Source organism: Pseudomonas oplopanacis, assembly GCF_057128725.1.
Genome location: NZ_JBSKHV010000020.1, coordinates 1 through 20,589, shown reverse-complemented (window position 1 = coordinate 20,589; position 20,589 = coordinate 1). Strand labels below are relative to the sequence as shown.

The following is a 20,589-nucleotide window of genomic DNA, read 5'->3' as shown; positions in this document are numbered from 1 at the left end:
AACGGTGCGCAGTGCGCACCGTTTTTAGTTTGCCGGGAGGGATTCAGGCCTGAACCGAATCCTCTTCCTTGTGAGCGGTATGCAGCACTTCGATCAGGCAATCTTCCAGTTCGAAGCGTTCATGCAACAGGCCGCCCAACTCCTTGAATTTCTCCGCGACGCACTTGCCTGCATCACACAGGTCGTTGAACGCCAGCAGCTTCTCGGTGATGACATCGATGCGCGGGTAGATTGTCTCGGCCAGCTCCAGACCACGCGTGTCGCCAAATGCCTTGGCTTCACCGGTGAGCTGTTCGTAGATCTCGAAATGCCCCGCCGACACATAATCGACCAGCACGCCGCAGAATTCCTGCAACGGCTTGCGGTTCTCGCCTAGTGCCTCAGGCTTGGCGCCGAGAGCATCATAGGCCCGAACCAGTTCGTGACGCTCCTGCAACCAACGATCGATCAGCAGATGCACTCCACCCCAACGTTCCTGAGCATTCTGACAACTTTCGAGCATGGTGATCTCTCTTCCCTTGTGGGTCAGCTGCTCAATGCCTGCTCGCCTCTTGTTAAGTCAATGGGCGGTCAGGCAGAGCGTCATCGAGCAACATAATTCCAATGACACGTGCGGGCCAGATTATGCCCGCACGACTGTGGCTTCAAGGTACGCAGGAGATAAAGTTCATACAAGTGTTTAATCGCCCATCTGCACCCGGTGCGACGACACGCCGCTGAGCGGTCGCTCACACGCGAGCCAAACGACGCGAAGCAATTGATAAACCCCCAGAATCGTCACCCCGATAAAGAACAGCAGGCTCCATTCCGGGATGCTCAGGTCGAACAGCGTCCAGGAAATCTCGGCACAATCGGTCTCCCCCTTGAACATCTCCGTGACCCGGCATAACCAAGGCATGTTCTCGTAGGTCACCTCCAGGCTGGACGAGCACGTCAAGAGCTGATGCATGGGATCACTTTGCAGCAGTATCTGCCGCCACGCCGTAATCATGCCCGCGAGACTGCAGAAGAATCCGAGCAACCAATACAGGAACGATCCAAAGCGCCCCGGACCCTGCACGGAGGCTGCCAGGCAGATACCCGTGAGTAGCGCCAGACAAGCCCGCTGCAAAACGCACAAGCCGCAAGGTTTGAGTCCGACCGCATATTCCAGGTAATAGGAAATGCCCAAGGCCAGGGAACCTGTAATGAAAACCATGAAAAACAAGGAGCGTGAGCAGGCCAAAGACATGGCTTTTCCGTACCAGTAGAGACAGGTGGTTACGGTAGAGGAAAGCGCGCAAGCCTTTCAAGGCAGGCCGGCACGGACACTTCACCAGAAGTGTAGGGAATTCCCGACAGTGTCGAGAGGAATCGGTGTAGTCCTCTGTAGGAGGATTCCGATCAGGGACTACAAGGCCAAACACGCGACGCGTTTCGAACCCAGAGAGCGCCGCCCCGCCCCTGTAGCCGCTGGCGAAGCCTGCGGCTACAGGACCAGCCTCAGGCGTAAACGGGCGCTGGCAGCGGTGCCGCCAGCAGACGCTCATCGAGCATGCCCAAGCCTTCCTGGAACAACTGATTGCTGCGTTCGGTGTCGCCCAGTTGCGCCAGCAACCGCGCCAGTTCCGCACAAGCTTCCGGGTTACGCTGAATCCGCAGACTGTTCTCCAGATAGTCTCGCGCCTTACCCCACAAGCTGTTTTGCAGGCACAAGCGGCCCAGTGTCAGCAACAGGCTCGGGTCGGCCGGATGATCCTTGAGCCAGCCCTCGGCAGTCTGCAGTTGGCGCGCCGGATCGCTGCCGCGAACCAGTCCATACAGTCGCGCCAGATGACTGTCGTAATGGCGTTTGAGGGCCGTGCGCAGAACCTCCTCCGCCTCGACCTGCGCCCCGAGTTGTCGTAGCTGCTCGGCATAGGCCAGCACCAATTGCGGTTCCTGACGCTGAGCCGACGTGAGCTGTTGCCAGGCGCGAGTGAGCGATTGCAAACCGACCTTGCCATCTTCTTCCTGATGCGCCGCCAGCGACAGGTTTTCACCCCACGCACGGCGCTCCAGTTCGGCCAGTTCGGCGGGCGGCAGGACTTTATCCTTGCGCAGCTCGGGCAACAGGCGAATCACCGCCGACCAGTCGCCACGCTGCTGAAGCAAGCGCTGTAACTGGCGCAATGTCTGGGCGTTATGGGGATGACGCTCATGCATGGCTTGCAGGGTGGCCAAGGCGCCGTCGGTATCGCCACGGTCGGTCTGCAATTGGGCGTGACTCAGGGCAATCGCCAATTCGGCCTGCGGCTGGCGCTCGAGGGCACGCTCCAGCAAATTGTCGCTTTCTTCGTAATGACCCTGCTCGTTGGCGGCACGTGCCGCGCCAAGGTAGTACAGCAGTGGCTGGCGCTCAGCTTCGGCAGCGCGATGCAAATGACGCTGTGCACTCGCCCAGCGACCTTCCGCCAGATCCAGCTGACCGTGCTCGATCGCCACTTGCACCCGGCGACTGCGATTGCGCCGCGACCAGGGATTGACCACGCCACTGGAGGTCATCACCAGCTCGACCAGCACCTTGATGCCCCAGAACAGCAGCCACAACACCGCGACCAATGCGAGGGTCGCCCACAGGCTCGATTCGTAACGAAAGCTCTTATAGGCAATCAGCACGTAACCGGCATGCTCGGCAATCGCCAATCCCAGCGCGGCAGCAGCGGCGATCACCAGGAACACGATCACATAGAGGCGCTTCATGGCGTTGCCTCCTGAGCGGTACCTGCAGCAGGCTTGGCCATTGGCTTGATCGAGTCTTCAGCGTTGACATTACGTCGCTCCAGATACCCCTGGACCGCGCTCAACGTGCCGGTCAGATCCGGTGTCACGACCGTGACCCGTTGCTTGCTCAGCTCGCCAACCTGCTCCAGCATCACTTTGCTCTGGGGGTTGTCCTGGTTGAAGTTGCCGGTCAACACATCCCGAGCCTCCGCCAGCGCCTGGGTGTAAACCGCGGCCTGGCCATTGAGCGCGGCCCATTGCGCCTGCTCCAGCGCCAGGCTCAGGGCAAGCCGCACCTGGCTCAGGCTCTGCCCGGCCAACAGTGGACGGACATTTTTGTCAGCACTGAAGTCGATGCGGATGTAACGGGAGATCTGATCCCACCATTGCGCCCAACGACTGGCACCGTCGCCATCAGCGGTCAGGCCCAGTAGAGACTCGCCCCGGTCCTTGTACTCGGGTGCCAGTTCGGTGAGGTCGATCACCTGATCACGCAGCGCGCCCAGCCGCAGGAACAACCCGGTACGATCCGGCTGTTCCGTACTGCGTAACGCCACCAGGGTTCTGGCCACTTGCTCGCGAGCGGCGAAGGAGCCCGGATCGTTCTGTTCACGGAGAATATCGTCGGCCCCCTGCACCAGCGCCTGCGCGCTGCTGATGTCCTGCAAGGCAGAGAGACGCAGGCTGGCCAGACGCAACAAATGCTCGGCCTCGGCCAGACGCCAGTCCTTGCGGCTGGCACCGAGGACGGTTTCCAGGCGCTGGTTCAGGCGTTGTTGATCACCCTGCAACTGCGTGACCAGACGGGCGCGCGCCTCCAGTTCATCAACGGCGGGTAACTGCTCCAGACGGGTGCTGATGCGCTGTTCATTGAGCTTGAGGCTTTGCGCCTGGTCGTTCAGCGCTTGCACCTGAGCCAGTTGCTGCTGGTTATTGGCTTGCAGGTGACGCACCTGCCAGACACCCCAGCCGCCCACGGCAACACCGGCAGCGCCGAGCAGCAGCGCGACGATTGCCAGCCCATTGCCTCGACGCTGCACGTCAGCGGGTGGCGTCGTTTCAACCGGAGTTTCAACCGGTGCATCAAGCACTGGCTGGACGTCATCTTTAGGCAAGGCAGTTTCGCTCACGTATCCATCCTTTGCATTAGAGAACGGGTTCGGGATGCTCCCGTAACGCCGTCAGCAAAGCCGCGGCACTGGCGCCGCGACAATCCACAACTGTTTGAGCCCCGGCGGCACGTGCCAGCTCGGCGACCCTTGGGCTTGGAACAAACAACGGCAACCGCGCCAATTGTGGCCAGGCAACGCCGGCCAGTTGATGCAGGTGCTCAAAACCTTGTCCACTGCTGACCACCAGCCCGTTCAAGCGTTCCGCTTCAATCCGGTCAGGCAGCGCCGCCAGCGGGTAATGAGGCAGGCCGCGACGGTACAACTCCAGATACTCGACACTAGCACCAAGCTCGCGCAAACGCTCTGCCAGGAGTTCGCGTCCACCTTCCCCGCGCACGATCAACACGCGCGGATCGGGCCGGCTGATAGCCTCGCGCAACCCGGGAAGTTCCAGCAAGGCTTCGCTGTCATCACCTTCGGCTGGAAAGCTCACGTCCAGCCCGCGGTCCTCAAGGATTTGCGCGGTGGCGGCACCGACACTGAACCACTTCAACGCAGGGGGCTGCGGCCAAACCTGGTCGACCAAATCAACAGCGATTCTGGCCGCGGGTTTACTGACCACGATCACCGCACAAAAGCGATCCAGTGCCTGAATCAGCCCGCGCATTGTGTCAGAGGCCGGGATCGGCTCGATTGCCAAAAGCGGCAAGCTGCTACTGAAAATCCCCGCTTGCGCCAAAACATCGCTCAACGCCGCGGATTCATCCGCAGGTCGCGTCAGCAGCAAGCGCCAGCCAGTCACTCGTGACCTGCCTCGCCATACACCGCTTTGAGGATATCGTCGGCGCCCTGACTCAAAAGGTCCTCGGCGACTTGCACACCCAAGGTTTGGGCGTCAGCGCGGGGGGCACGGGCTTCGGCGCTGAGCAGCAGGCCGCCACTTGGATCACCGACCAGGCCTCGCAACCAGATCTGCTCGCCTTCCAGCACGGCGTAGCAGGCGATCGGCACTTGGCAGCCACCGTTCAAATGTTTGTTGAGGGCACGTTCGGCGGTCACGCGAGTGGCGGTGTCGAGATGGTGCAGCGGGGCCAACAAGGCATGAATTTCGCTGTCGGCGGTGCGGCATTCGATACCGACTGCGCCCTGGCCACCGGCCGGCAGGCTGTCGTCGACGCTGATGGCCGAGGTGATGCGGTCTTCGAAGCCCAGGCGAATCAGGCCAGCGGCGGCGAGGATGATGGCGTCGTACTCACCCGCATCAAGCTTGGCCAGACGCGTATTGACGTTGCCACGCAGGAAGCGGATCTGCAGGTCCGGGCGACGGGTCAGCAACTGGGCCTGACGGCGCAGGCTGGAGGTGCCGACGATGCTGCCTTGTGGCAACTCATCCAGGCTGGAGTAGGTGTTGGAGACGAACGCATCGCGTGGATCTTCACGCTCGCAGATGCAAAACAGGCCGAGCCCTTCCGGGAAGTCCATCGGCACGTCTTTCATCGAATGCACGGCGATGTCAGCTTCGTTTTCCAGCAGCGCGGTTTCCAGCTCTTTGACGAACAGGCCCTTGCCGCCGATTTTCGACAGCGGCGAGTCCAGCAGCTTGTCGCCGCGACTGACCATGGGCACCAGTGTCACGAGCAGACCGGGATGGGCCTCTTCCAGACGGGCTTTGACGTATTCGGCCTGCCATAGGGCCAGGGCACTTTTGCGTGTGGCGATGCGGATTTCGCGAGAGGACATGGATCAATCCGTACTGAATAGATACGGCGGATAATAACAGCTCAGCCAAATCCACTTTGACTTGTATCAGGTACTGCATGGCCTCCCTGGCCTGGTTGTCCGGCAAGCGGGTGTGAAGATCGCCCCGTGAACGGCGAATTAAAGCTGCTGCATCATCTTGCGCACGCCGGACACATGGCGCCGGCTCACGATCAAAGCGTCGCCGTTCAAACCTTTGAGGAACAGCTGGAAATGCCCCAGAGGTGTGCGTTGCAGGCGTTCGATGCGCTCGCGGGCGACCAGGGCATTGCGGTGGATTCGCACGAAACGGTCGCCAAACTCATCCTCAAGGGCCTTGAGCGGTTCATCCAGCAACACTTCGCCGCTTTCATGGCGCAAGGTCACGTATTTGTGGTCGGCAATGAAGTAGACCACCTGATCCAGCGGGATCAGCTCGATGCCCTTTCGGGTTCGTGCGCTGATGTGGCTGCGGGGGCCGCTGCCACTTTCGGCGGCGGGACGCGTCAGGGCGGCGAGCTGGAGACGATTGGGGCGCTCGGCTTTCTTTAATGCTTCGTGAAGCTGTTCAGTACGCACAGGTTTCACCACATAGCCTACGGCGCTGGCCTGTAAGGCTTCCACGGCAAATTCATCGGGTCCTGCACAAAACACCACAGCGGGCGGAGTTTCGCGTTCGCACAACCGCGCAGCCACTTGCAGGCCGTCAAGGCCTGGCATACGGATATCGAGTAGCACGATATCCGGCTTGTGGCTGTCGATCAGTGCCAACGCCTCTTCGCCGTTCGTGGCGCTGGGCTCCAGGACACTGTATCCCTCGAGTTCGCCGACCATTCGGCTCAGGCGCTCGCGGGCCAGGGGTTCGTCATCAACGATCAGGACATTCATATTGCGCTGGATTCCTGCGTGAGTCTCGCACAAGGATAGCGTAGACAGGTGAAGTGACGTCCGTCACCGCGATCCACGCTAAGACTAGCGCGAGGGCCAAAAAGTGCCGCAAGATCGGCGGCTAAATTTTCAACTGCCGCGTGATTGGAGGCTCTGGCCCGCGTTGGCGAGGGATCGCCGTAGGGTTTGCCGATACACAATATGAACACCCCCTCTTCTTATAGTCAGTGGTCGCACCAAAAAGTGCGCTGATCCTACTGTCCAACTGTAGACGGTTGCCGGGACGTTATTGCTCAATTGAAAAATATCGTTGCGCAATTTCCCAAAGGCTCACCTTGAGTATGGACCGCGCCATAAGAAAAAAACGTATCGACCAGTGTCAGCGACAGGATTGGCAACCCTGTTATTATCCGCGACAGCTTTCAACGTCACTTTTCTCCAGCCGATACGAGCGAATTCATGAGCACTGACAAGACCAATCAGTCCTGGGGCGGCCGCTTCAGTGAACCCGTCGACGCCTTCGTCGCCCGCTTCACCGCCTCCGTCACTTTCGACCAGCGCCTGTATCGCCACGACATCATGGGCTCGATCGCCCACGCCACCATGCTGGCCAAGGTCGGCGTGCTGACCGATGCCGAGCGCGACAGCATCATCGATGGCCTGAACACCATCCAGGGTGAAATCGAGGCCGGCCAGTTCGACTGGCGCATCGACCTCGAAGACGTGCACATGAACATCGAGGCGCGCCTGACCGATCGCATCGGCGTCACCGGCAAGAAGCTGCACACCGGCCGCAGCCGTAACGACCAGGTCGCCACCGATATCCGCCTGTGGCTGCGTGACGAGATCGACCTGATCCTCAGCGAAATCACCCGTCTGCAAAAAGGCTTGCTGGAGCAGGCCGAGCGCGAAGCCGGCAGCATCATGCCCGGCTTCACTCACTTGCAAACCGCACAGCCGGTGACCTTCGGGCACCACATGCTGGCCTGGTTCGAAATGCTCAGCCGCGACTACGAGCGCCTGGTCGACTGCCGCAAGCGCACCAACCGCATGCCGCTGGGCAGCGCTGCGCTGGCCGGCACCACCTACCCGATCGACCGTGAATTCACCGCGCAGTTGCTGGGTTTCGACGCCGTCGGCGGCAACTCGCTGGACAACGTGTCGGATCGTGATTTCGCCATCGAGTTCTGCTCGGCGGCGAGCATCGCGATGATGCACCTGTCGCGTTTCTCCGAAGAGCTGGTGCTGTGGACCAGCGCGCAATTCCAGTTCATCGATCTGCCGGACCGTTTCTGCACCGGCAGCTCGATCATGCCGCAAAAGAAAAACCCGGACGTGCCGGAACTGGTTCGCGGCAAATCCGGCCGCGTCTTCGGCGCACTGATGGGTTTGCTGACCTTGATGAAGGGCCAGCCGCTGGCCTACAACAAGGACAATCAGGAAGACAAAGAGCCGCTGTTCGACGCGGCTGACACCCTGCGCGACTCGCTGCGGGCCTTTGCCGACATGATCCCGGCGATCAAACCCAAGCACGCGATGATGCGCGAAGCGGCGCTGCGTGGCTTCTCCACCGCCACCGACCTGGCTGACTATCTGGTGCGCCGCGGCTTGCCGTTCCGCGACTGCCACGAAATCGTTGGCCATGCCGTGAAGTACGGCGTGGAAAGCGGCAAGGACCTGGCGGAAATGAGCCTGGAAGAGCTGCGCAAGTTCAGCGATCAGATCGATCAGGACGTATTTGCCGTGCTGACCCTGGAAGGTTCGGTGAATGCCCGTGACCATATCGGCGGCACTGCGCCGGCGCAGGTCAAGCAGGCGGTGGTTCGCGGCCAGGCGCTGCTCGCCAGCCGCTAATCGCTAAAAGCATTGCGAGCAGGCTCACTCCCACAGGGTCCGGTGTGTTCAACACTTTCCCCTGTGGGAGCGAGCCTGCTCGCGAAGGCTATCTTACAAACACCAAAAAACTACTTCTTGGACGCGATCATCGCCATAAACGCTGGCATCGCCGCTTCCTTGTCCACTGCAATCCGCTTTACATTCGGGTTCTCGCCCAGTCGCTCCAGCAATGCCTTGGCTTCTGGCATCTCGGCCAACAAATCCAGGCCAAACAACTTCTGCCCCACCGCGGCGGCCAACGGCACGCTGTACAGGAAATACAGATCGGCAATGCTCAGGCTGTCGCCCGCCACATAAGGGGCGAACTTGCCGTGCCGCGCGAGCGAGGCAAACCCCAGCAGCAACTCGGACTTGGTCCTCTCCTTGATCGCGTCCGGCACCGGCGAACCAAAAAACGCCTCGCCATAGCACATGCGCCCCGGCAGCTCGATATACAGCTCGATTTCCTTGGCCAGCGCCAGCACCTGTGCGCGCTCGAAAGGATCGCTCGGCAACAGCGGCGTGCCTTTCTGACTCTGCTCGATGTATTCGAGAATTACAGCGGTTTCGTTGATGAAACCTTGTTCGGTGCCCAGCACAGGGACCTTGCCGCGCGGGCTGATGGCCAGCGCTTCTGGGCTCGGGCCAGGGTAAAACAGCACTTCTTCGAACGGCAGTCCCTTCTCCAGCAACGCCAGTTTCACCATGTTGTAGTAGTTGCTGACGGAAAATCCATAAAGCTTGAGCATCACAAAGCCTCCAGGCCGTGCGGGGTTGGCAGTCCTGTTTTATAGAACGCCCGCGCTATTCTTGCCAGCAGCATCACAGCGTTGAATGCAGGTAAACTGGCCGCCTTAACTTGAGGAGCCTGCCATGAGCGAGCCAACCGACATCGATAGCGACGAAGAAGAATTTACCGAAACCACCCTGATCGAAGCCATCGAAAACCAGATCGAAAGCGACAACCCGCCGGCTGCCAAGGCGACCTTCAACAAGTTGACGCTGGTCGGTTACGAGCGTGAAGAAATCCTCAATTTGATGGCACACGTGTTGGCGGTAGAAATCGACGCGATCCTCGAAGAAGACCGCGCGTTCAATACCGAATGGTACGAAACAGCGCTGCGCGCGCTGCCGGAATTGCCGCCGGAAAAGAAGTAAACCCGATTTGATGGACAGCAAGCTTCTGTGGCGAGGGAGCTTGCTCCCGCTCGGCTGCGGAGCAGTCGCAAAACTTTTGGGGCCGCTCCGCGCCCCAGCGGGAGCAAGCTCCCTCGCCACACAATCCGCTCCTACACAAATTGTCACCCATCAATCCTGCCTTCCCCCATACCCTGACTACACTGGTACGCACCCCGCTGCCGCACCAGCCGCCGGGGAATGCTTCCCGAGGTGAAAAAACCCTGATGCAGGCACTGGACATGCCGCACGAGTGGGCTCACCTTAGGGGCGCTGTCGTCCAATTCCTAGAAAGTCTGGAGTCCTTATGTCGCTTACCCCTGAGTTGGTTGCCGAACTGGAAGTCCTCGCACTCTTCAACCTGGACAGTTCCCAGGAAGGTCTGAAAATTCATCAGACCGCTGCCCCGAAACACATTGCCGCCGCCCAACGCCTTTTTGAAAAAGAACTGACCGACCAGCCCGATGGCGGTTACCTGACCAGCCTGGGTCGTGACGCCGCGCAAAATGTACAAACCGTGCTGACCATTCTGCGCGCCGAAGAAACAGCCTGAAGAACACCGCTTCGCCCACGGAAACCCCTGTCACGGGATTTCCGCGGGCAAACCCGGCGCCTGCTGTCGCCCCGCGATAAAAATCTGACGTCAAAAATACAAATTCAGCTTAAAAGTGGCAGGCCCGAGGCGCTAAACTGCCCCTCATTCGCCGCCCCCACGTCCGAGCCTCGCGAGCCGGTTTGAGCTGACATGACCCGCACCCATGAAATCCGCCCCGATCTGGACGAGGGAATCGACCGCAAGGTTCTCAGCCAACTGCGCGCACGCTTTCTAAAACTCAATGAAGGCCGCATGGCCCGGGCCATGGAAGGGTTGTCGACCCGCCAGCAAACGGTGCTGACGCTGCTACCGCTGTTTTTCCACGTCAATCATCCGTTATTACCGGGGTATGTTTCCGGCGCTACGCCGGCCGGGCTGTCGAACTTCGAGCCAGATGCCAATGCCCTCGCTGAAGCCCAGCGCCTGACCCGCTCGTTCTCTTACAAGCCGCGACACGGCAGCAATCCGCCGCGACCGATCCACGGCCTGTTCCTGATGGGCAGCCTTGGCACGCTGGCTCAAGCCGATCAAAGCGACATGGACGTCTGGGTCTGCCACGCGCCGGACCTCAGCGAAAGCGAACTCGCCGAGCTGCGCAAAAAATGCCAACTGCTGGAGGTCTGGGCCGCCAGCCAGGGCGCCGAGGCGCATTTCTTCCTGATCGATCCGACGCGCTTCGTGCTCGGTGAGCGCGACACCCAGTTGAGTTCCGAAGACTGCGGCACCACCCAGCATTACCTGCTGCTGGATGAGTTCTATCGCACCGCCATCTGGCTGGCCGGTCGCACGCCGATCTGGTGGCTGGTGCCGGTCTACGAAGAGTCCGCCTACGACCGCTACACCCACACGCTGCTGTCCAAACGCTTCATCCGTGCCGACGAAAGCCTGGACCTGGGCCATCTGGCATTCATACCGCCGGGGGAATTCATCGGTGCCGGGCTCTGGCAGTTGTTCAAGGGCATCGAGTCGCCCTACAAGTCCGTACTCAAGCTGCTGCTGACCGAGGTCTACGCCAGCGAACACCCCAAGGTTCATTGCCTGAGCCTGCGTTTCAAGCAAGCGGTGTTCGCCAATCAACTGGACCTCGACGAGCTGGACCCGTACATCGTGGTCTACCGGCGCATCGAGGAATACCTCAAGGCCCAGGGCGAACCGGAACGGCTGGAACTGGTGCGCCGCGCGCTGTACCTGAAGGTCAATCGCAAACTGACCGGCAACACCCGCACCCAGAGCTGGCAGCGTTCATTGCTTGAGCGGCTGGCCCAGGAATGGGGTTGGGACCAACGGCAACTGGCGCTGCTCGATAGCCGCAGCCAGTGGAAAGTCCGCCAGGTCAGTGCTGAACGCCGCGCGCTGGTCAACGAACTGAATTACAGCTACCGCTTCCTGACACAGTTCGCCCGCACCGAAGACACCGTCAGCCTGATCAACAAACGCGACCTGAACGTGTTGGGCCGGCGGCTGTATGCCGCCTTCGAGCGCAAGGCCGACAAAGTCGAATTCATCAACCCCGGCATCGCCCCGGACCTGGCCGAAGACACGCTGACGCTGGTGCAGGCGCCGAACAAGAAGGAACCGGGGCAAACCCAGTGGGGTTTGTACAACGGCAGCCTGACTGCTCAAGAGTGGGAGCATTTCGCGCCGATCAAGCGCAGCCGCCAATTGCTGGAACTCCTGACCTGGTGCCATCGCAACGGCGTGATCGACAGCAGCACGCGCCTCGCCCTACACCCTGGCATTAGCGACCTGAGCGAATTCGAACTGTTCAACCTGCTCGGCAGCCTGCAACAGTGCATCGCCCTGCCCCTGACCACAGTGGCGGAAGAGCCCTTGCTGCGCGCCAGCGTACCGAGCGAGGTGTTGATCCTGGTGAACGTTGGCGTCGACCCGCTCAAGCACCATCGCGACTTGAACATCCTGATGACCACAGAACGCACCGACTCGCTGAGCTATGCCGGGGTTCGCGAGAACCTCGTGCTGACGCTGGACCAGGTCACGCTCAACAGCTGGAACGAAGTGCTGGTCAGCCGCTATGACGGCCCTCACGCCCTGCTCGACTGCCTGCGCGCTTACCTCAACAACCTGCCGAGCGGGCTACAACAGCCCAAGCTGCGGGTTCGCTGCTTCTGCCATAACCGTGCGCAGTTCATTGCCCGCCGGGTAGAAGAGGTGATCGACACTGCACAGAACCTTCTGTTGAGCAACCTCAATCACCGCTACCTGATCCAGGTCCAGCAGCACTATCACGTGCTGGAACTGGTGCCGGGCCAAGTCAATCACGTCGCCATCGCCACCTTGCCGGCGTTGATCGATTACCTGGGTGAGGAGCTGACAGGCTACAGCCCGCTGCACCTGGACCCGATGGCGCTGGAAGACCACGACCTCGCGCTGATCCTGCCGATGGGCCAGCCCGAGTGCATTCAGGTGTTCTACAGAACCAACGAGGATCAGGCTGATCTCTACGTGCTGGATGAGCTCAATGCGCTGTGGCAACAACGCCTGCCCTATCACGACGAACAGAGCCTGTTGGTGCCGCTGCAACGCTTCCTGCAATCCATCCAGTACCGGCGCGATGCCTTGTTGCCGATGGATGCCGCTCAACCCGTGAGCATGGACACGTTGTACTACCAACTGCTGCCGTCCGGCCCCGGGCGGGCGCGTCGGGTCGAAGCGCGGCCAGCGCCGCAAACGCCGGTCAACAAACCTTTCTACGACGTGCAAGCCATCATCGGCAAAGCCGCGCCAGGCGAGGTGCAGGTGACGTTGTATTGCAATCAGCGAGAGTTTTCAGAGCTGGAACATGGCGACCAACTGTTCAGCGTGGTCGCGCAGGAGATTGTCGATCAGCGACGCGAAACCGAACGCTATCGCTGCTACATCACCGACCTGGACCTCTCGGGCCTGCTCGGTGACGGTCAGAGTTCCAGCAATCTGTATCTGCGTTACAAGGCTGACCTGGAGCGCTCGTTGAACGAGGCGCTCGAACAGGTCTGAAGGGGGTTATTCCGGAAAGTGGCCACCCTCGGCCGGCTGCGATTCGACTTCCAGCAGGGTCAGTTTCAGTGTCTTGCCGCCCGGTGCCGGCCAGTCGATGTGCTGACCAACCTTGAGACCGAGCAGTGCGCTGCCGACCGGCGCCAGAATGGAAATCTTGCCTTCGTCGGCATTGGCGTCTTTAGGGTAGACCAACGTCAAGTGATAGTCCTTGCCGCTGCCTTCTTCGCGGCAATGCACACGGGAATTCATCGTCACGACATCGGCCGGCACTTCATCGTGACCGACCAGGGTATCGGCGCGGTCCAGTTCGGTTTGCAGCGCGATAACGCCCGGCAGCGTGTCGTCCAGGCTGTCGATCAGGCGCTCCAGACGTTGCACGTCCAGACGAGTAAGGGTGATGGAAGGTGCGGTCATGATTGAGGCAGACTCCTTTCTTCTGCACAGAAAAAGCAAAACCCCGCCAGAAAAAGGCGGGGTTTTCACGAGCCTCGATGAGTTGAGGCGTTTCCGGACACTATCACAGCTCAATAAATATACAAGTCAGGTGCGACCATGGGCCTGTGTAGACCACTGTGGCGAGGGAGCTTGCTCCCGCTGGGGCGCGAAGCGGCCCTGAAAATCTTGCGGTCGCTTCGCAACCGAGCGGGAGCAAGCTCCCTCGCCACAAAAACCCTTATGCCAAGGATTTGCGCTGGACCGCTTGGGCGCAGATAACCCGCCTGCGCTCATCATCCGCCGAGCGCCATTCGCGGATGTCTTCGACATGGCGAAAACATCCCAGGCAAACCTTCTGTTCGTCCAGCCGGCACACACCACTGCACGGCGAAGGGACCGCCGGGCTGACATTACTGTAGAGCGGCTTGGGTGGGCGAACGACGGCGGGCTCGGTCACGATCTCACAGACCTTCGAAATCGAGTTCGACGTCAGCCTGCTGCTTGACGATGCGCTCGAGCATTTCGCCCAGCTGCTCTTCGCTCTTGTCGCACATCCAGCGCTCGCTCTCTTCGTCATAGTCGAAGTGGAAACCACCGGACACCGCCGCCAGCCACAGCTGACGCAGCGGTTCCTGACGACTGAAGATCAACTGGCTGCCGTTTTCGAACTTGACGGTGAGCACACCGGCCGAGCTCTCCAGATCGATATCCAGGTCACACTCGTCAAAAATATCCTCCAGCGTCTGCTGGGTGGCATCGACCAGATCGTGGAAACGGGCTTCGGTCAAACTCATTGCGGCAACCTCAAAAAGTGTCTGTTCACGCTCAAGCGCCGCAAGATACGGGCGAGCCCCGGTGATTGCAAAGGATAACGATCAAGCACCGATTTAGGTACATCAAACACTGTACCTGTGGGAGCGGGCTTGCCCGCGAAGAGGCCAGCACATTCAATATCTTTGTTGACTGAACCACCGCTTTCGCGGGCAAGCCCGCTCCCACAGGGATTGCGCCTGGCTGACCGGCATCGTGCCAAGCCCCGCCGGACGGGAGCCCCGTCGCATAGGCAAGCTGACGGGTGGCCGGTATACTCCGGCGCAATTAACGCATTTTCAAGGATTTCGCCATGAAGCGCCTGATCTCTTCCCTTGCTGCGCTCGTCGCGGTTGCCTGCCTTGTGTCGGCCTGTGGTCAAAAAGGCCCGCTGTATCTGCCAGACGAAGACCAGGACCCTGTCGAGCAGGCCAAGTCCTCGCAAAAACAGCCTGCCTCCAAAGCACACAAGCACGACGTCTACCAATAAGGGAACGCCATGGACGCTTTTAATTACCGTGGCGGGGAGCTGTTTGCCGAAGGTGTGGCCCTGTCGGCCATTGCCGAACGTTTCGGCACACCGACCTACGTCTACTCCCGCGCGCACATCGAAGCCCAGTACCTGGCTTACGCCGATGCGCTGGCCGGCATGCCGCACCTGGTCTGCTTCGCGGTCAAGGCCAACTCCAACCTCGGTGTACTGAATGTCCTGGCGCGTCTGGGCGCCGGTTTTGACATCGTCTCCCGTGGCGAGCTGGAACGTGTGCTGGCCGCTGGCGGCAGCGCCGACAAGATCGTCTTCTCCGGTGTCGGCAAGACCCGTGACGACATGCGTCGCGCCCTCGAAGTCGGCGTGCATTGCTTCAACGTCGAATCCACCGATGAGCTGGAACGCCTGCAAGTGGTCGCCGCCGAGCTGGGCGTTCGCGCACCGATCTCGCTGCGTGTGAACCCGGACGTTGATGCGGGCACGCACCCGTACATCTCCACCGGTCTCAAAGAGAACAAGTTCGGCATCGCCATTGCCGACGCCGAAGACGTGTACATCCGGGCTGCGCAACTGCAAAACCTGGAAATTGTCGGCGTCGATTGCCACATCGGTTCGCAACTGACCACCCTGCCGCCCTTCATCGATGCCCTCGACCGCCTGCTGGGCCTGGTCGATCGCCTCGGCGACTGCGGCATCTACCTGCGTCACATCGATCTCGGTGGTGGTTTGGGCGTGCGTTACCGCGACGAAGAGCCGCCATTGGCTGGCGACTACATCAAGGCTGTGCGCGAGCGTCTCGACGGTCGTGACCTGGCGCTGGTGTTCGAGCCGGGCCGCTTCATCGTGGCCAACGCCGGCGTACTGCTGACCCAGGTCGAGTACCTCAAGCACACCGAACACAAAGACTTCGCCATCGTCGATGCGGCCATGAACGACTTGATCCGCCCGGCGCTGTATCAGGCCTGGATGGACGTCACTGCCGTGCGCCCACGCGATACCGCGGCGCGTGCCTACGACATCGTCGGCCCGATCTGCGAAACCGGCGACTTCCTGGCCAAGGATCGTCAGCTGGCCCTGGAAGAAGGCGACCTGCTGGCCGTGCATTCGGCTGGCGCCTACGGGTTTGTCATGAGTTCCAACTACAACACCCGCGGCCGCGCCGCTGAAGTGTTGGTGGACGGTGATCAGGCAGTTGAAGTGCGTCGCCGTGAGACGGTAGCCGAGTTGTTTGCTGGCGAAAGCCTGCTGCCGGAGTAACCCCATGCTGCTGCGTTTTACCAAAATGCACGGCCTGGGCAATGACTTCATGGTCCTCGACCTGGTCAGCCAGCACGCGCACATCCTGCCCAAGCACGCCAAGCAATGGGGCGACCGGCACACCGGCATCGGTTTCGACCAGTTGCTGATCGTCGAAGCGCCGAGCAACCCGGATGTGGATTTCCGTTATCGGATCTTCAACTCCGACGGCTCCGAAGTGGAACAGTGCGGCAACGGTGCGCGCTGTTTCGCCCGCTTCGTGCTCGACAAGCGCCTGACCGCAAAACGGCAGATTCGCGTCGAAACCAAAAGCGGCATCATCGAACTGGACGTGCGTAGCGACGGCCAGATCAGCGTCAACATGGGGGCACCGCGCCTGGTACCGGCGGACATTCCGTTTGTGGCCCCGGAGCAAGCGCTGAGCTATCCGGTCGACGTCGATGGCACGCCGGTCGAACTGGCCGCCGTGTCCATGGGCAACCCCCATGCCGTGGTGCGGGTCAGCGACATCAATAACGCACCGGTGCATGAACTGGGGCCGAAAATCGAACACCACCCGCGCTTTCCGGCGCGGGTCAATGTCGGTTTTCTCCAGGTCATCGACCGGAGCCGTGCACAGTTGCGCGTCTGGGAACGTGGCGCCGGGGAAACCCAGGCGTGCGGAACCGGTGCCTGCGCAGCCGCAGTGGCCGCGATCAGCCAGGGGTGGATGGATTCGCCGCTATTGATCGACCTGCCTGGCGGGCGCTTGTCCATTGAGTGGGCAGGCCCTGGCCAACCGGTCATGATGACCGGCCCGGCAGTCCGCGTATACGAAGGACAAGTGCGTCTTTGAGTGAGCGAAATCCATGACCGACAAGCCCCAGGTTCCCGCCCTGCAGCCCGACGAATCCCCTTCCGAAAGCCTTGAGGCGGCGGCGATTGCCGCGTACCTGGAGGCTCATCCGGATTTCTTCATCGAGCACGAAGAACTGCTCCCGGCCATGCGCATTCCGCACCGTCGCGGCGACACCATTTCACTGGTCGAACGGCAGATGACCATCCTGCGTGACCGTAACATCGAGCTGCGTCATCGCCTGTCGCACTTGATGGACGTGGCCCGCGACAACGACCGCCTCTTCGACAAGACCCGCCGCCTGATTCTCGCGCTGATGGACGCCACCAGCCTGGAAGACGTGGTGATCAGCGTCGAAGACAGCTTGCGCCAGGACTTCCAGGTGCCTTTTGTCAGCCTGATCCTGCTGGGTGACAACCCGATGCCGGTGGGTCGCTGGGTGACTCACGCCGAGGCGCAAACGGCCATCGGTGGCTTGCTCTCGGAAGACAAAAGCGTCAGCGGCAGCCTGCGTGAACACGAACTGGACTTCCTGTTCGGCGAAGAACAGCGCAAGCAAATCGGCTCCACCGCCGTCGTCGCGATCAGTCATCAAGGCATTCACGGCATCCTGGCCATTGCCAGCCGTGATCCGCAGCACTACAAAAGCTCGGTCGGCACCCTGTTCCTGAGCTACATCGCCGAAGTCATGGGCCGCGTGCTACCACGGGTCAACAGCTCCCTGCGCTCGGTCCGCTGAGCATGGAACGGCAACTGGACGCTTACTGCGAACACCTGCGCAGTGAGCGACAGGTGTCGCCGCACACGCTGTACGCCTATCGCCGCGACCTCGATAAGGTGCTGGGCTTCTGCGTCAAACAGAACATCGGCAGCTGGGCCGCGCTGGACATCCAGCGCCTGCGCAGCCTGATCGCCCGCCTGCATTCACAGGGCCAATCGTCGCGCAGCCTGGCCAGACTGTTATCAGCGGTTCGCGGGCTCTACCACTATCTGAATCGCGAAGGCCTGTGCGACCACGACCCGGCCAATGGCCTGGCGCCGCCCAAAGGTGAGCGCCGCCTGCCGAAAACCCTCGACACCGACCGCGCGCTGCAACTGCTGGAAGGCGCGGTGGAGGATGATTTCCTGGCGCGGCGGGATCAGGCGATTCTGGAGTTGTTCTATTCCTCGGGATTGCGCCTTTCCGAGCTGACCGGGCTTAATCTGGATCAACTTGACCTGGCCGATGGCATGGTTCAAGTGCTGGGCAAGGGCAGCAAAACCCGTCTGTTGCCCGTCGGCAAGAAAGCACGCGAAGCGCTGGAGCTGTGGCTGCCGCTGCGGGCCATGACCAATCCAGCCGACGACGCCGTGTTCGTCAGCCAGCAAGGCCGGCGCCTCGGACCACGAGCGATTCAGGTGCGGGTCAAGGCTGCCGGCGAACGCGAGTTGGGGCAAAACCTGCACCCGCACATGCTGCGGCACTCCTTTGCCAGCCACCTGCTCGAGTCCTCGCAGGACCTGCGCGCGGTGCAGGAACTGCTCGGCCACTCGGACATCAAGACCACCCAGATCTACACCCACCTGGATTTCCAGCACCTGGCCACGGTTTACGACAGCGCCCATCCACGGGCCAAACGCATTAAAGGCGATGACTCATGACCATCCAATTGATCACCTTCGACCTCGACGACACCCTGTGGGACACCGCCCCGGTAATCCTCAGCGCCGAAGCCGTATTGCGTGAATGGCTGACCGAGCATGCGCCGAACCTTGGGGCGGTGCCGGTGGAGCATTTGTGGGCGATTCGCGAGCGGATCCTCAGCAGCGAACCGGGGCTCAAACATCGCATCAGCGCGTTGCGTCGCCGCGTGTTGTTCCATGCGCTGGAAGAGGCCGGTTACGACCATGACCAGGCCAACGATCTCGCCGACCAAAGCTTTGAAGTGTTTCTGCATGCGCGGCATCAGATCGACGTGTTCCCCGACGTCGAGCCGACCCTGGAAACACTGGCCAAGCACTACGCCCTCGGCGTGGTCACCAATGGCAACGCCGATGTGCGTCGGTTAGGGCTGGCGGATTACTTCAAGTTTGCGTTGTGCGCCGAAGATATCGGCATCGCCAAACCGGATGCGCGGTTGTTTCATGAGGCGTTGCAACGTGGTGGGGCAACGCCCGAGACGGCAGTGCACATTGGTGATCATCCGGGTGATGACATTGCCGGGGCACAGCAGGCAGGGTTGCGGGCGATCTGGTTTAACCCGCAAGGCAAAGCGTGGGAAGCCGATAAGGCACCGGACGCGGAGATTCGCAGCCTGATTGAATTGCCGGCGTTGTTGGCCCTGTGGAACTCCGTCTCGGGTTGACGCAAAAACTGTGGGAGCGAGCCTGCTCGCGAAAGCGCTGGGTCAGCCGACATGGATTTTGAATGTGAGGGCCTCTTCGCGAGCAGGCTCGCTCCCACAGGGGATCGTGTCGAGCTCAAGAGTTTTGTTTCACCCATGAAAAAGCCCGCAGCGACGGCGGGCTTTTTCAGCAAGCAAGGGCAGACGCTTAGATAGGCCGGCTGCCGTACTTGTTATCAGGCTTCTTGGGAGGATCGGCGACCACGTTGGCCTCCACTTCCTGCACCTTGCCGCCCTTGGCCAAAAACTCTTCCATGGCCCGCGCGAGAGCATCGCGTTCCTTGTTCTTGGCTTCGACACTCGGCAGCTCATCGACCGATACCGCAGCCTTGGCTTTGCCTTTGGCGGTCGGAACGGGCGTTTCACCACCGTCGTCTTCAGCGACGTCTTCGGCCGCTGCTTCCAGACCTTCTTCGGTTTCGTCGTCGTCGCCTACTTCGAGGTCGTCGTTTTCCAGATCATCGTCGCTCATGTTCTACCTCATGACTCTTGCGAAAAGCAGATTAGTTATAGCCCAGCTTTACCGTCTGTCGACAGCTGCCGGAAAAATTCAATAACCGCTGGTGACCAGCGGTTCATGCCTCTTCACCGTGCACGGTGGCGAGGACTTTACGGGCACCGCCAAAATCACGGTGCTCGCCCAGATAAACACCTTGCCAGGTCCCCAGCGCCAGTCGGCCTGCCGAGATCGGCAAACTGAGCTGACAGCCAAGCACGCTGGCCTTGAAGTGCGCCGGGAGGTCGTCCAGGCCTTCGTCGTTATGCTCATAGCCGTCTGTTCCTTGTGGGATCAGACGATTGAAAAATCGTTCGAAGTCGCGACGTACCGCCGGATCGGCGTTCTCGTTGATGGTCAACGACGCCGAGGTATGCTGCAGCCACAAATGCAACAGACCGACCCGACACGCCTTGAGTTCAGGCAAGCCGGCGAGTAACTCGTCCGTTACCAGATGAAAGCCCCGGGGCCGCGCCCGCAGGGTAATCAGAGTCTGTTGCCACATACAGTTCTCCGCACGTTCGGGGCGCATTCTAGCGCGCTCTGGGAAAAAACAAAGGCCCTAATATTCCTTCAATCATGTAAGCCATTGGCCGCAGAAAAACGCCCGTCGTAAACGCCCCTGAACGTGTACGAAAAAACCTTTCAGCAGTTCTATCACTGACAAACGCCAGACAAAAAAATGGTTCTTCACGGAATCCCGGGAAACACAGAAACAAGAACGCCGATTTGATTGATGATGTTCGTGCGAGCAAACACA

The 20,589-nt window shown here is 60.6% G+C and carries 23 protein-coding genes; 10 read left to right on the top strand and 13 right to left on the bottom strand.

Going from position 1 to position 20,589, the window contains the following annotated elements:
- Nucleotides 1-43: 43 nt before the first annotated feature.
- The 7 genes from ACWKV5_RS27145 to ACWKV5_RS27115 all read right to left on the bottom strand — a co-directional run bounded on the left by ACWKV5_RS27145 (nt 44) and on the right by ACWKV5_RS27115 (nt 6,479).
- Entirely contained in the window at nt 44-502 is a 459-nt protein-coding gene (locus ACWKV5_RS27145; protein WP_007899333.1) for an Rsd/AlgQ family anti-sigma factor, read from the bottom strand.
- Between the two features lie 177 nt (nt 503-679).
- Nucleotides 680-1,231: a disulfide bond formation protein B gene (locus ACWKV5_RS27140; RefSeq protein ID WP_483843763.1), complete on the bottom strand. Its 552-nt coding sequence runs from the start codon at nt 1,229-1,231 to the stop codon at nt 680-682.
- Nucleotides 1,232-1,482: 251 nt separating this feature from the next.
- Nucleotides 1,483-2,721 (bottom strand): heme biosynthesis HemY N-terminal domain-containing protein, encoded by a 1,239-nt coding sequence (locus tag ACWKV5_RS27135; RefSeq protein WP_483843762.1) that lies wholly within the window; start codon nt 2,719-2,721, stop codon nt 1,483-1,485.
- Nucleotides 2,718-3,872 (bottom strand): uroporphyrinogen-III C-methyltransferase, encoded by a 1,155-nt coding sequence (locus ACWKV5_RS27130; protein WP_483843761.1) that lies wholly within the window; start codon nt 3,870-3,872, stop codon nt 2,718-2,720. Before ACWKV5_RS27130 ends, ACWKV5_RS27135 begins: the two co-directional genes overlap by 4 nt.
- A 16-nt stretch (nt 3,873-3,888) precedes the next feature.
- Complete coding sequence (locus tag ACWKV5_RS27125; RefSeq protein WP_483843760.1) at nt 3,889-4,656, bottom strand: uroporphyrinogen-III synthase; 768 nt, start codon at nt 4,654-4,656, stop codon at nt 3,889-3,891.
- A complete protein-coding gene (hemC, locus tag ACWKV5_RS27120) occupies nt 4,653-5,594 on the bottom strand; it encodes a hydroxymethylbilane synthase (protein WP_483843759.1) in 942 nt (313 codons plus the stop codon). The genes ACWKV5_RS27125 and hemC overlap by 4 nt, the downstream gene beginning before the upstream one ends.
- Nucleotides 5,595-5,732: 138 nt before the next feature.
- Nucleotides 5,733-6,479 (bottom strand): LytR/AlgR family response regulator transcription factor, encoded by a 747-nt coding sequence (locus ACWKV5_RS27115; RefSeq protein WP_483843758.1) that lies wholly within the window; start codon nt 6,477-6,479, stop codon nt 5,733-5,735.
- A 459-nt stretch (nt 6,480-6,938) separates the two neighbouring features.
- Between ACWKV5_RS27115 and argH the strand changes: the two genes are divergently transcribed.
- Entirely contained in the window at nt 6,939-8,333 is a 1,395-nt protein-coding gene (gene argH / locus ACWKV5_RS27110) for an argininosuccinate lyase (RefSeq protein WP_483843757.1), read from the top strand.
- Nucleotides 8,334-8,443: 110 nt separating this feature from the next.
- Here the strand turns inward: argH and ACWKV5_RS27105 are convergent, their stop codons facing one another.
- Entirely contained in the window at nt 8,444-9,103 is a 660-nt protein-coding gene (locus tag ACWKV5_RS27105; RefSeq protein WP_483843756.1) for a glutathione S-transferase family protein, read from the bottom strand.
- Between the two features lie 124 nt (nt 9,104-9,227).
- On the opposite strand from ACWKV5_RS27105, the gene ACWKV5_RS27100 reads away from it, so the two are divergent.
- The 3 genes from ACWKV5_RS27100 to ACWKV5_RS27090 all read left to right on the top strand — a co-directional run bounded on the left by ACWKV5_RS27100 (nt 9,228) and on the right by ACWKV5_RS27090 (nt 13,119).
- Nucleotides 9,228-9,512 (top strand): hypothetical protein, encoded by a 285-nt coding sequence (locus ACWKV5_RS27100; protein ID WP_010465083.1) that lies wholly within the window; start codon nt 9,228-9,230, stop codon nt 9,510-9,512.
- A 325-nt stretch (nt 9,513-9,837) separates the two neighbouring features.
- Nucleotides 9,838-10,083, top strand: a complete 246-nt coding sequence (locus ACWKV5_RS27095) for a TIGR02647 family protein (protein WP_123434869.1) — start codon at nt 9,838-9,840, stop codon at nt 10,081-10,083.
- A 192-nt stretch (nt 10,084-10,275) separates the two neighbouring features.
- Nucleotides 10,276-13,119 (top strand): class I adenylate cyclase, encoded by a 2,844-nt coding sequence (locus ACWKV5_RS27090; protein ID WP_483843755.1) that lies wholly within the window; start codon nt 10,276-10,278, stop codon nt 13,117-13,119.
- A gap of 6 nt (nt 13,120-13,125) precedes the next feature.
- On the opposite strand, the gene rnk is transcribed toward ACWKV5_RS27090, so the two are convergent.
- The 3 genes from rnk to cyaY form a co-directional block, all read right to left on the bottom strand.
- Nucleotides 13,126-13,536, bottom strand: coding sequence for a nucleoside diphosphate kinase regulator (gene rnk / locus ACWKV5_RS27085; protein ID WP_046045088.1), 411 nt, complete (start codon nt 13,534-13,536; stop codon nt 13,126-13,128).
- Nucleotides 13,537-13,795: 259 nt separating this feature from the next.
- Complete coding sequence (locus tag ACWKV5_RS27080) at nt 13,796-14,014, bottom strand: DUF1289 domain-containing protein (protein WP_483843754.1); 219 nt, start codon at nt 14,012-14,014, stop codon at nt 13,796-13,798.
- Between the two features lie 4 nt (nt 14,015-14,018).
- Complete coding sequence (gene cyaY, locus ACWKV5_RS27075) at nt 14,019-14,351, bottom strand: iron donor protein CyaY (protein WP_123434872.1); 333 nt, start codon at nt 14,349-14,351, stop codon at nt 14,019-14,021.
- Nucleotides 14,352-14,680: 329 nt separating this feature from the next.
- Between cyaY and lptM the strand changes: the two genes are divergently transcribed.
- The 6 genes from lptM to ACWKV5_RS27045 are packed head-to-tail and all read left to right on the top strand — an operon-like array spanning nt 14,681 to nt 19,294.
- Nucleotides 14,681-14,857, top strand: coding sequence for an LPS translocon maturation chaperone LptM (gene lptM / locus ACWKV5_RS27070; RefSeq protein WP_483843753.1), 177 nt, complete (start codon nt 14,681-14,683; stop codon nt 14,855-14,857).
- A gap of 9 nt (nt 14,858-14,866) precedes the next feature.
- On the top strand, nt 14,867-16,114 hold the full coding sequence (gene lysA / locus ACWKV5_RS27065; RefSeq protein WP_483843752.1) for a diaminopimelate decarboxylase: 1,248 nt from the start codon (nt 14,867-14,869) through the stop codon (nt 16,112-16,114).
- Nucleotides 16,115-16,118: 4 nt separating this feature from the next.
- Entirely contained in the window at nt 16,119-16,949 is an 831-nt protein-coding gene (dapF, locus tag ACWKV5_RS27060) for a diaminopimelate epimerase (RefSeq protein WP_483843751.1), read from the top strand.
- A 13-nt stretch (nt 16,950-16,962) separates the two neighbouring features.
- Entirely contained in the window at nt 16,963-17,688 is a 726-nt protein-coding gene (locus ACWKV5_RS27055) for a DUF484 family protein (RefSeq protein ID WP_483843750.1), read from the top strand.
- Nucleotides 17,689-17,690: 2 nt separating this feature from the next.
- Nucleotides 17,691-18,590, top strand: a complete 900-nt coding sequence (xerC, locus tag ACWKV5_RS27050; RefSeq protein ID WP_008040629.1) for a tyrosine recombinase XerC — start codon at nt 17,691-17,693, stop codon at nt 18,588-18,590.
- The gene (locus ACWKV5_RS27045; RefSeq protein WP_483843749.1) at nt 18,587-19,294 is read left to right on the top strand and encodes an HAD family hydrolase; all 708 of its coding nucleotides are present in this window, start codon (nt 18,587-18,589) and stop codon (nt 19,292-19,294) included. The genes xerC and ACWKV5_RS27045 overlap by 4 nt, the downstream gene beginning before the upstream one ends.
- Before the next feature lie 187 nt (nt 19,295-19,481).
- On the opposite strand, the gene sutA is transcribed toward ACWKV5_RS27045, so the two are convergent.
- Together sutA and ACWKV5_RS27035 are read right to left on the bottom strand one after the other, a co-directional pair.
- Nucleotides 19,482-19,805 carry a transcriptional regulator SutA gene (gene sutA / locus ACWKV5_RS27040; protein ID WP_094470027.1) on the bottom strand — a complete coding sequence of 108 codons (324 nt, stop codon included), beginning with the start codon at nt 19,803-19,805 and terminating at the stop codon, nt 19,482-19,484.
- 103 nt (nt 19,806-19,908) lie between these two features.
- On the bottom strand, nt 19,909-20,334 hold the full coding sequence (locus ACWKV5_RS27035; protein WP_008030499.1) for a secondary thiamine-phosphate synthase enzyme YjbQ: 426 nt from the start codon (nt 20,332-20,334) through the stop codon (nt 19,909-19,911).
- Between the last annotated feature and the right edge of the window lie 255 nt (nt 20,335-20,589).

Excerpts from the sequence above, each read along its gene's own strand:
- ACWKV5_RS27145 (WP_007899333.1), bottom strand. The coding sequence starts at position 502 with ATGCTCGAAAGTTGTCAGAATGCTCAGGAACGTTGGGGTGGAGTGCAT.
- ACWKV5_RS27140 (WP_483843763.1), bottom strand. The coding sequence starts at position 1,231 with ATGTCTTTGGCCTGCTCACGCTCCTTGTTTTTCATGGTTTTCATTACA.
- ACWKV5_RS27135 (WP_483843762.1), bottom strand. The coding sequence starts at position 2,721 with ATGAAGCGCCTCTATGTGATCGTGTTCCTGGTGATCGCCGCTGCTGCC.
- hemC (WP_483843759.1), bottom strand. The coding sequence starts at position 5,594 with ATGTCCTCTCGCGAAATCCGCATCGCCACACGCAAAAGTGCCCTGGCC.
- ACWKV5_RS27115 (WP_483843758.1), bottom strand. The coding sequence starts at position 6,479 with ATGAATGTCCTGATCGTTGATGACGAACCCCTGGCCCGCGAGCGCCTG.
- argH (WP_483843757.1), top strand. The coding sequence starts at position 6,939 with ATGAGCACTGACAAGACCAATCAGTCCTGGGGCGGCCGCTTCAGTGAA.
- ACWKV5_RS27105 (WP_483843756.1), bottom strand. The coding sequence starts at position 9,103 with ATGCTCAAGCTTTATGGATTTTCCGTCAGCAACTACTACAACATGGTG.
- ACWKV5_RS27100 (WP_010465083.1), top strand. The coding sequence starts at position 9,228 with ATGAGCGAGCCAACCGACATCGATAGCGACGAAGAAGAATTTACCGAA.
- ACWKV5_RS27095 (WP_123434869.1), top strand. The coding sequence starts at position 9,838 with ATGTCGCTTACCCCTGAGTTGGTTGCCGAACTGGAAGTCCTCGCACTC.
- ACWKV5_RS27090 (WP_483843755.1), top strand. The coding sequence starts at position 10,276 with ATGACCCGCACCCATGAAATCCGCCCCGATCTGGACGAGGGAATCGAC.
- rnk (WP_046045088.1), bottom strand. The coding sequence starts at position 13,536 with ATGACCGCACCTTCCATCACCCTTACTCGTCTGGACGTGCAACGTCTG.
- cyaY (WP_123434872.1), bottom strand. The coding sequence starts at position 14,351 with ATGAGTTTGACCGAAGCCCGTTTCCACGATCTGGTCGATGCCACCCAG.
- lptM (WP_483843753.1), top strand. The coding sequence starts at position 14,681 with ATGAAGCGCCTGATCTCTTCCCTTGCTGCGCTCGTCGCGGTTGCCTGC.
- lysA (WP_483843752.1), top strand. The coding sequence starts at position 14,867 with ATGGACGCTTTTAATTACCGTGGCGGGGAGCTGTTTGCCGAAGGTGTG.
- dapF (WP_483843751.1), top strand. The coding sequence starts at position 16,119 with ATGCTGCTGCGTTTTACCAAAATGCACGGCCTGGGCAATGACTTCATG.
- ACWKV5_RS27055 (WP_483843750.1), top strand. The coding sequence starts at position 16,963 with ATGACCGACAAGCCCCAGGTTCCCGCCCTGCAGCCCGACGAATCCCCT.
- xerC (WP_008040629.1), top strand. The coding sequence starts at position 17,691 with ATGGAACGGCAACTGGACGCTTACTGCGAACACCTGCGCAGTGAGCGA.
- ACWKV5_RS27045 (WP_483843749.1), top strand. The coding sequence starts at position 18,587 with ATGACCATCCAATTGATCACCTTCGACCTCGACGACACCCTGTGGGAC.
- sutA (WP_094470027.1), bottom strand. The coding sequence starts at position 19,805 with ATGAGCGACGATGATCTGGAAAACGACGACCTCGAAGTAGGCGACGAC.
- ACWKV5_RS27035 (WP_008030499.1), bottom strand. The coding sequence starts at position 20,334 with ATGTGGCAACAGACTCTGATTACCCTGCGGGCGCGGCCCCGGGGCTTT.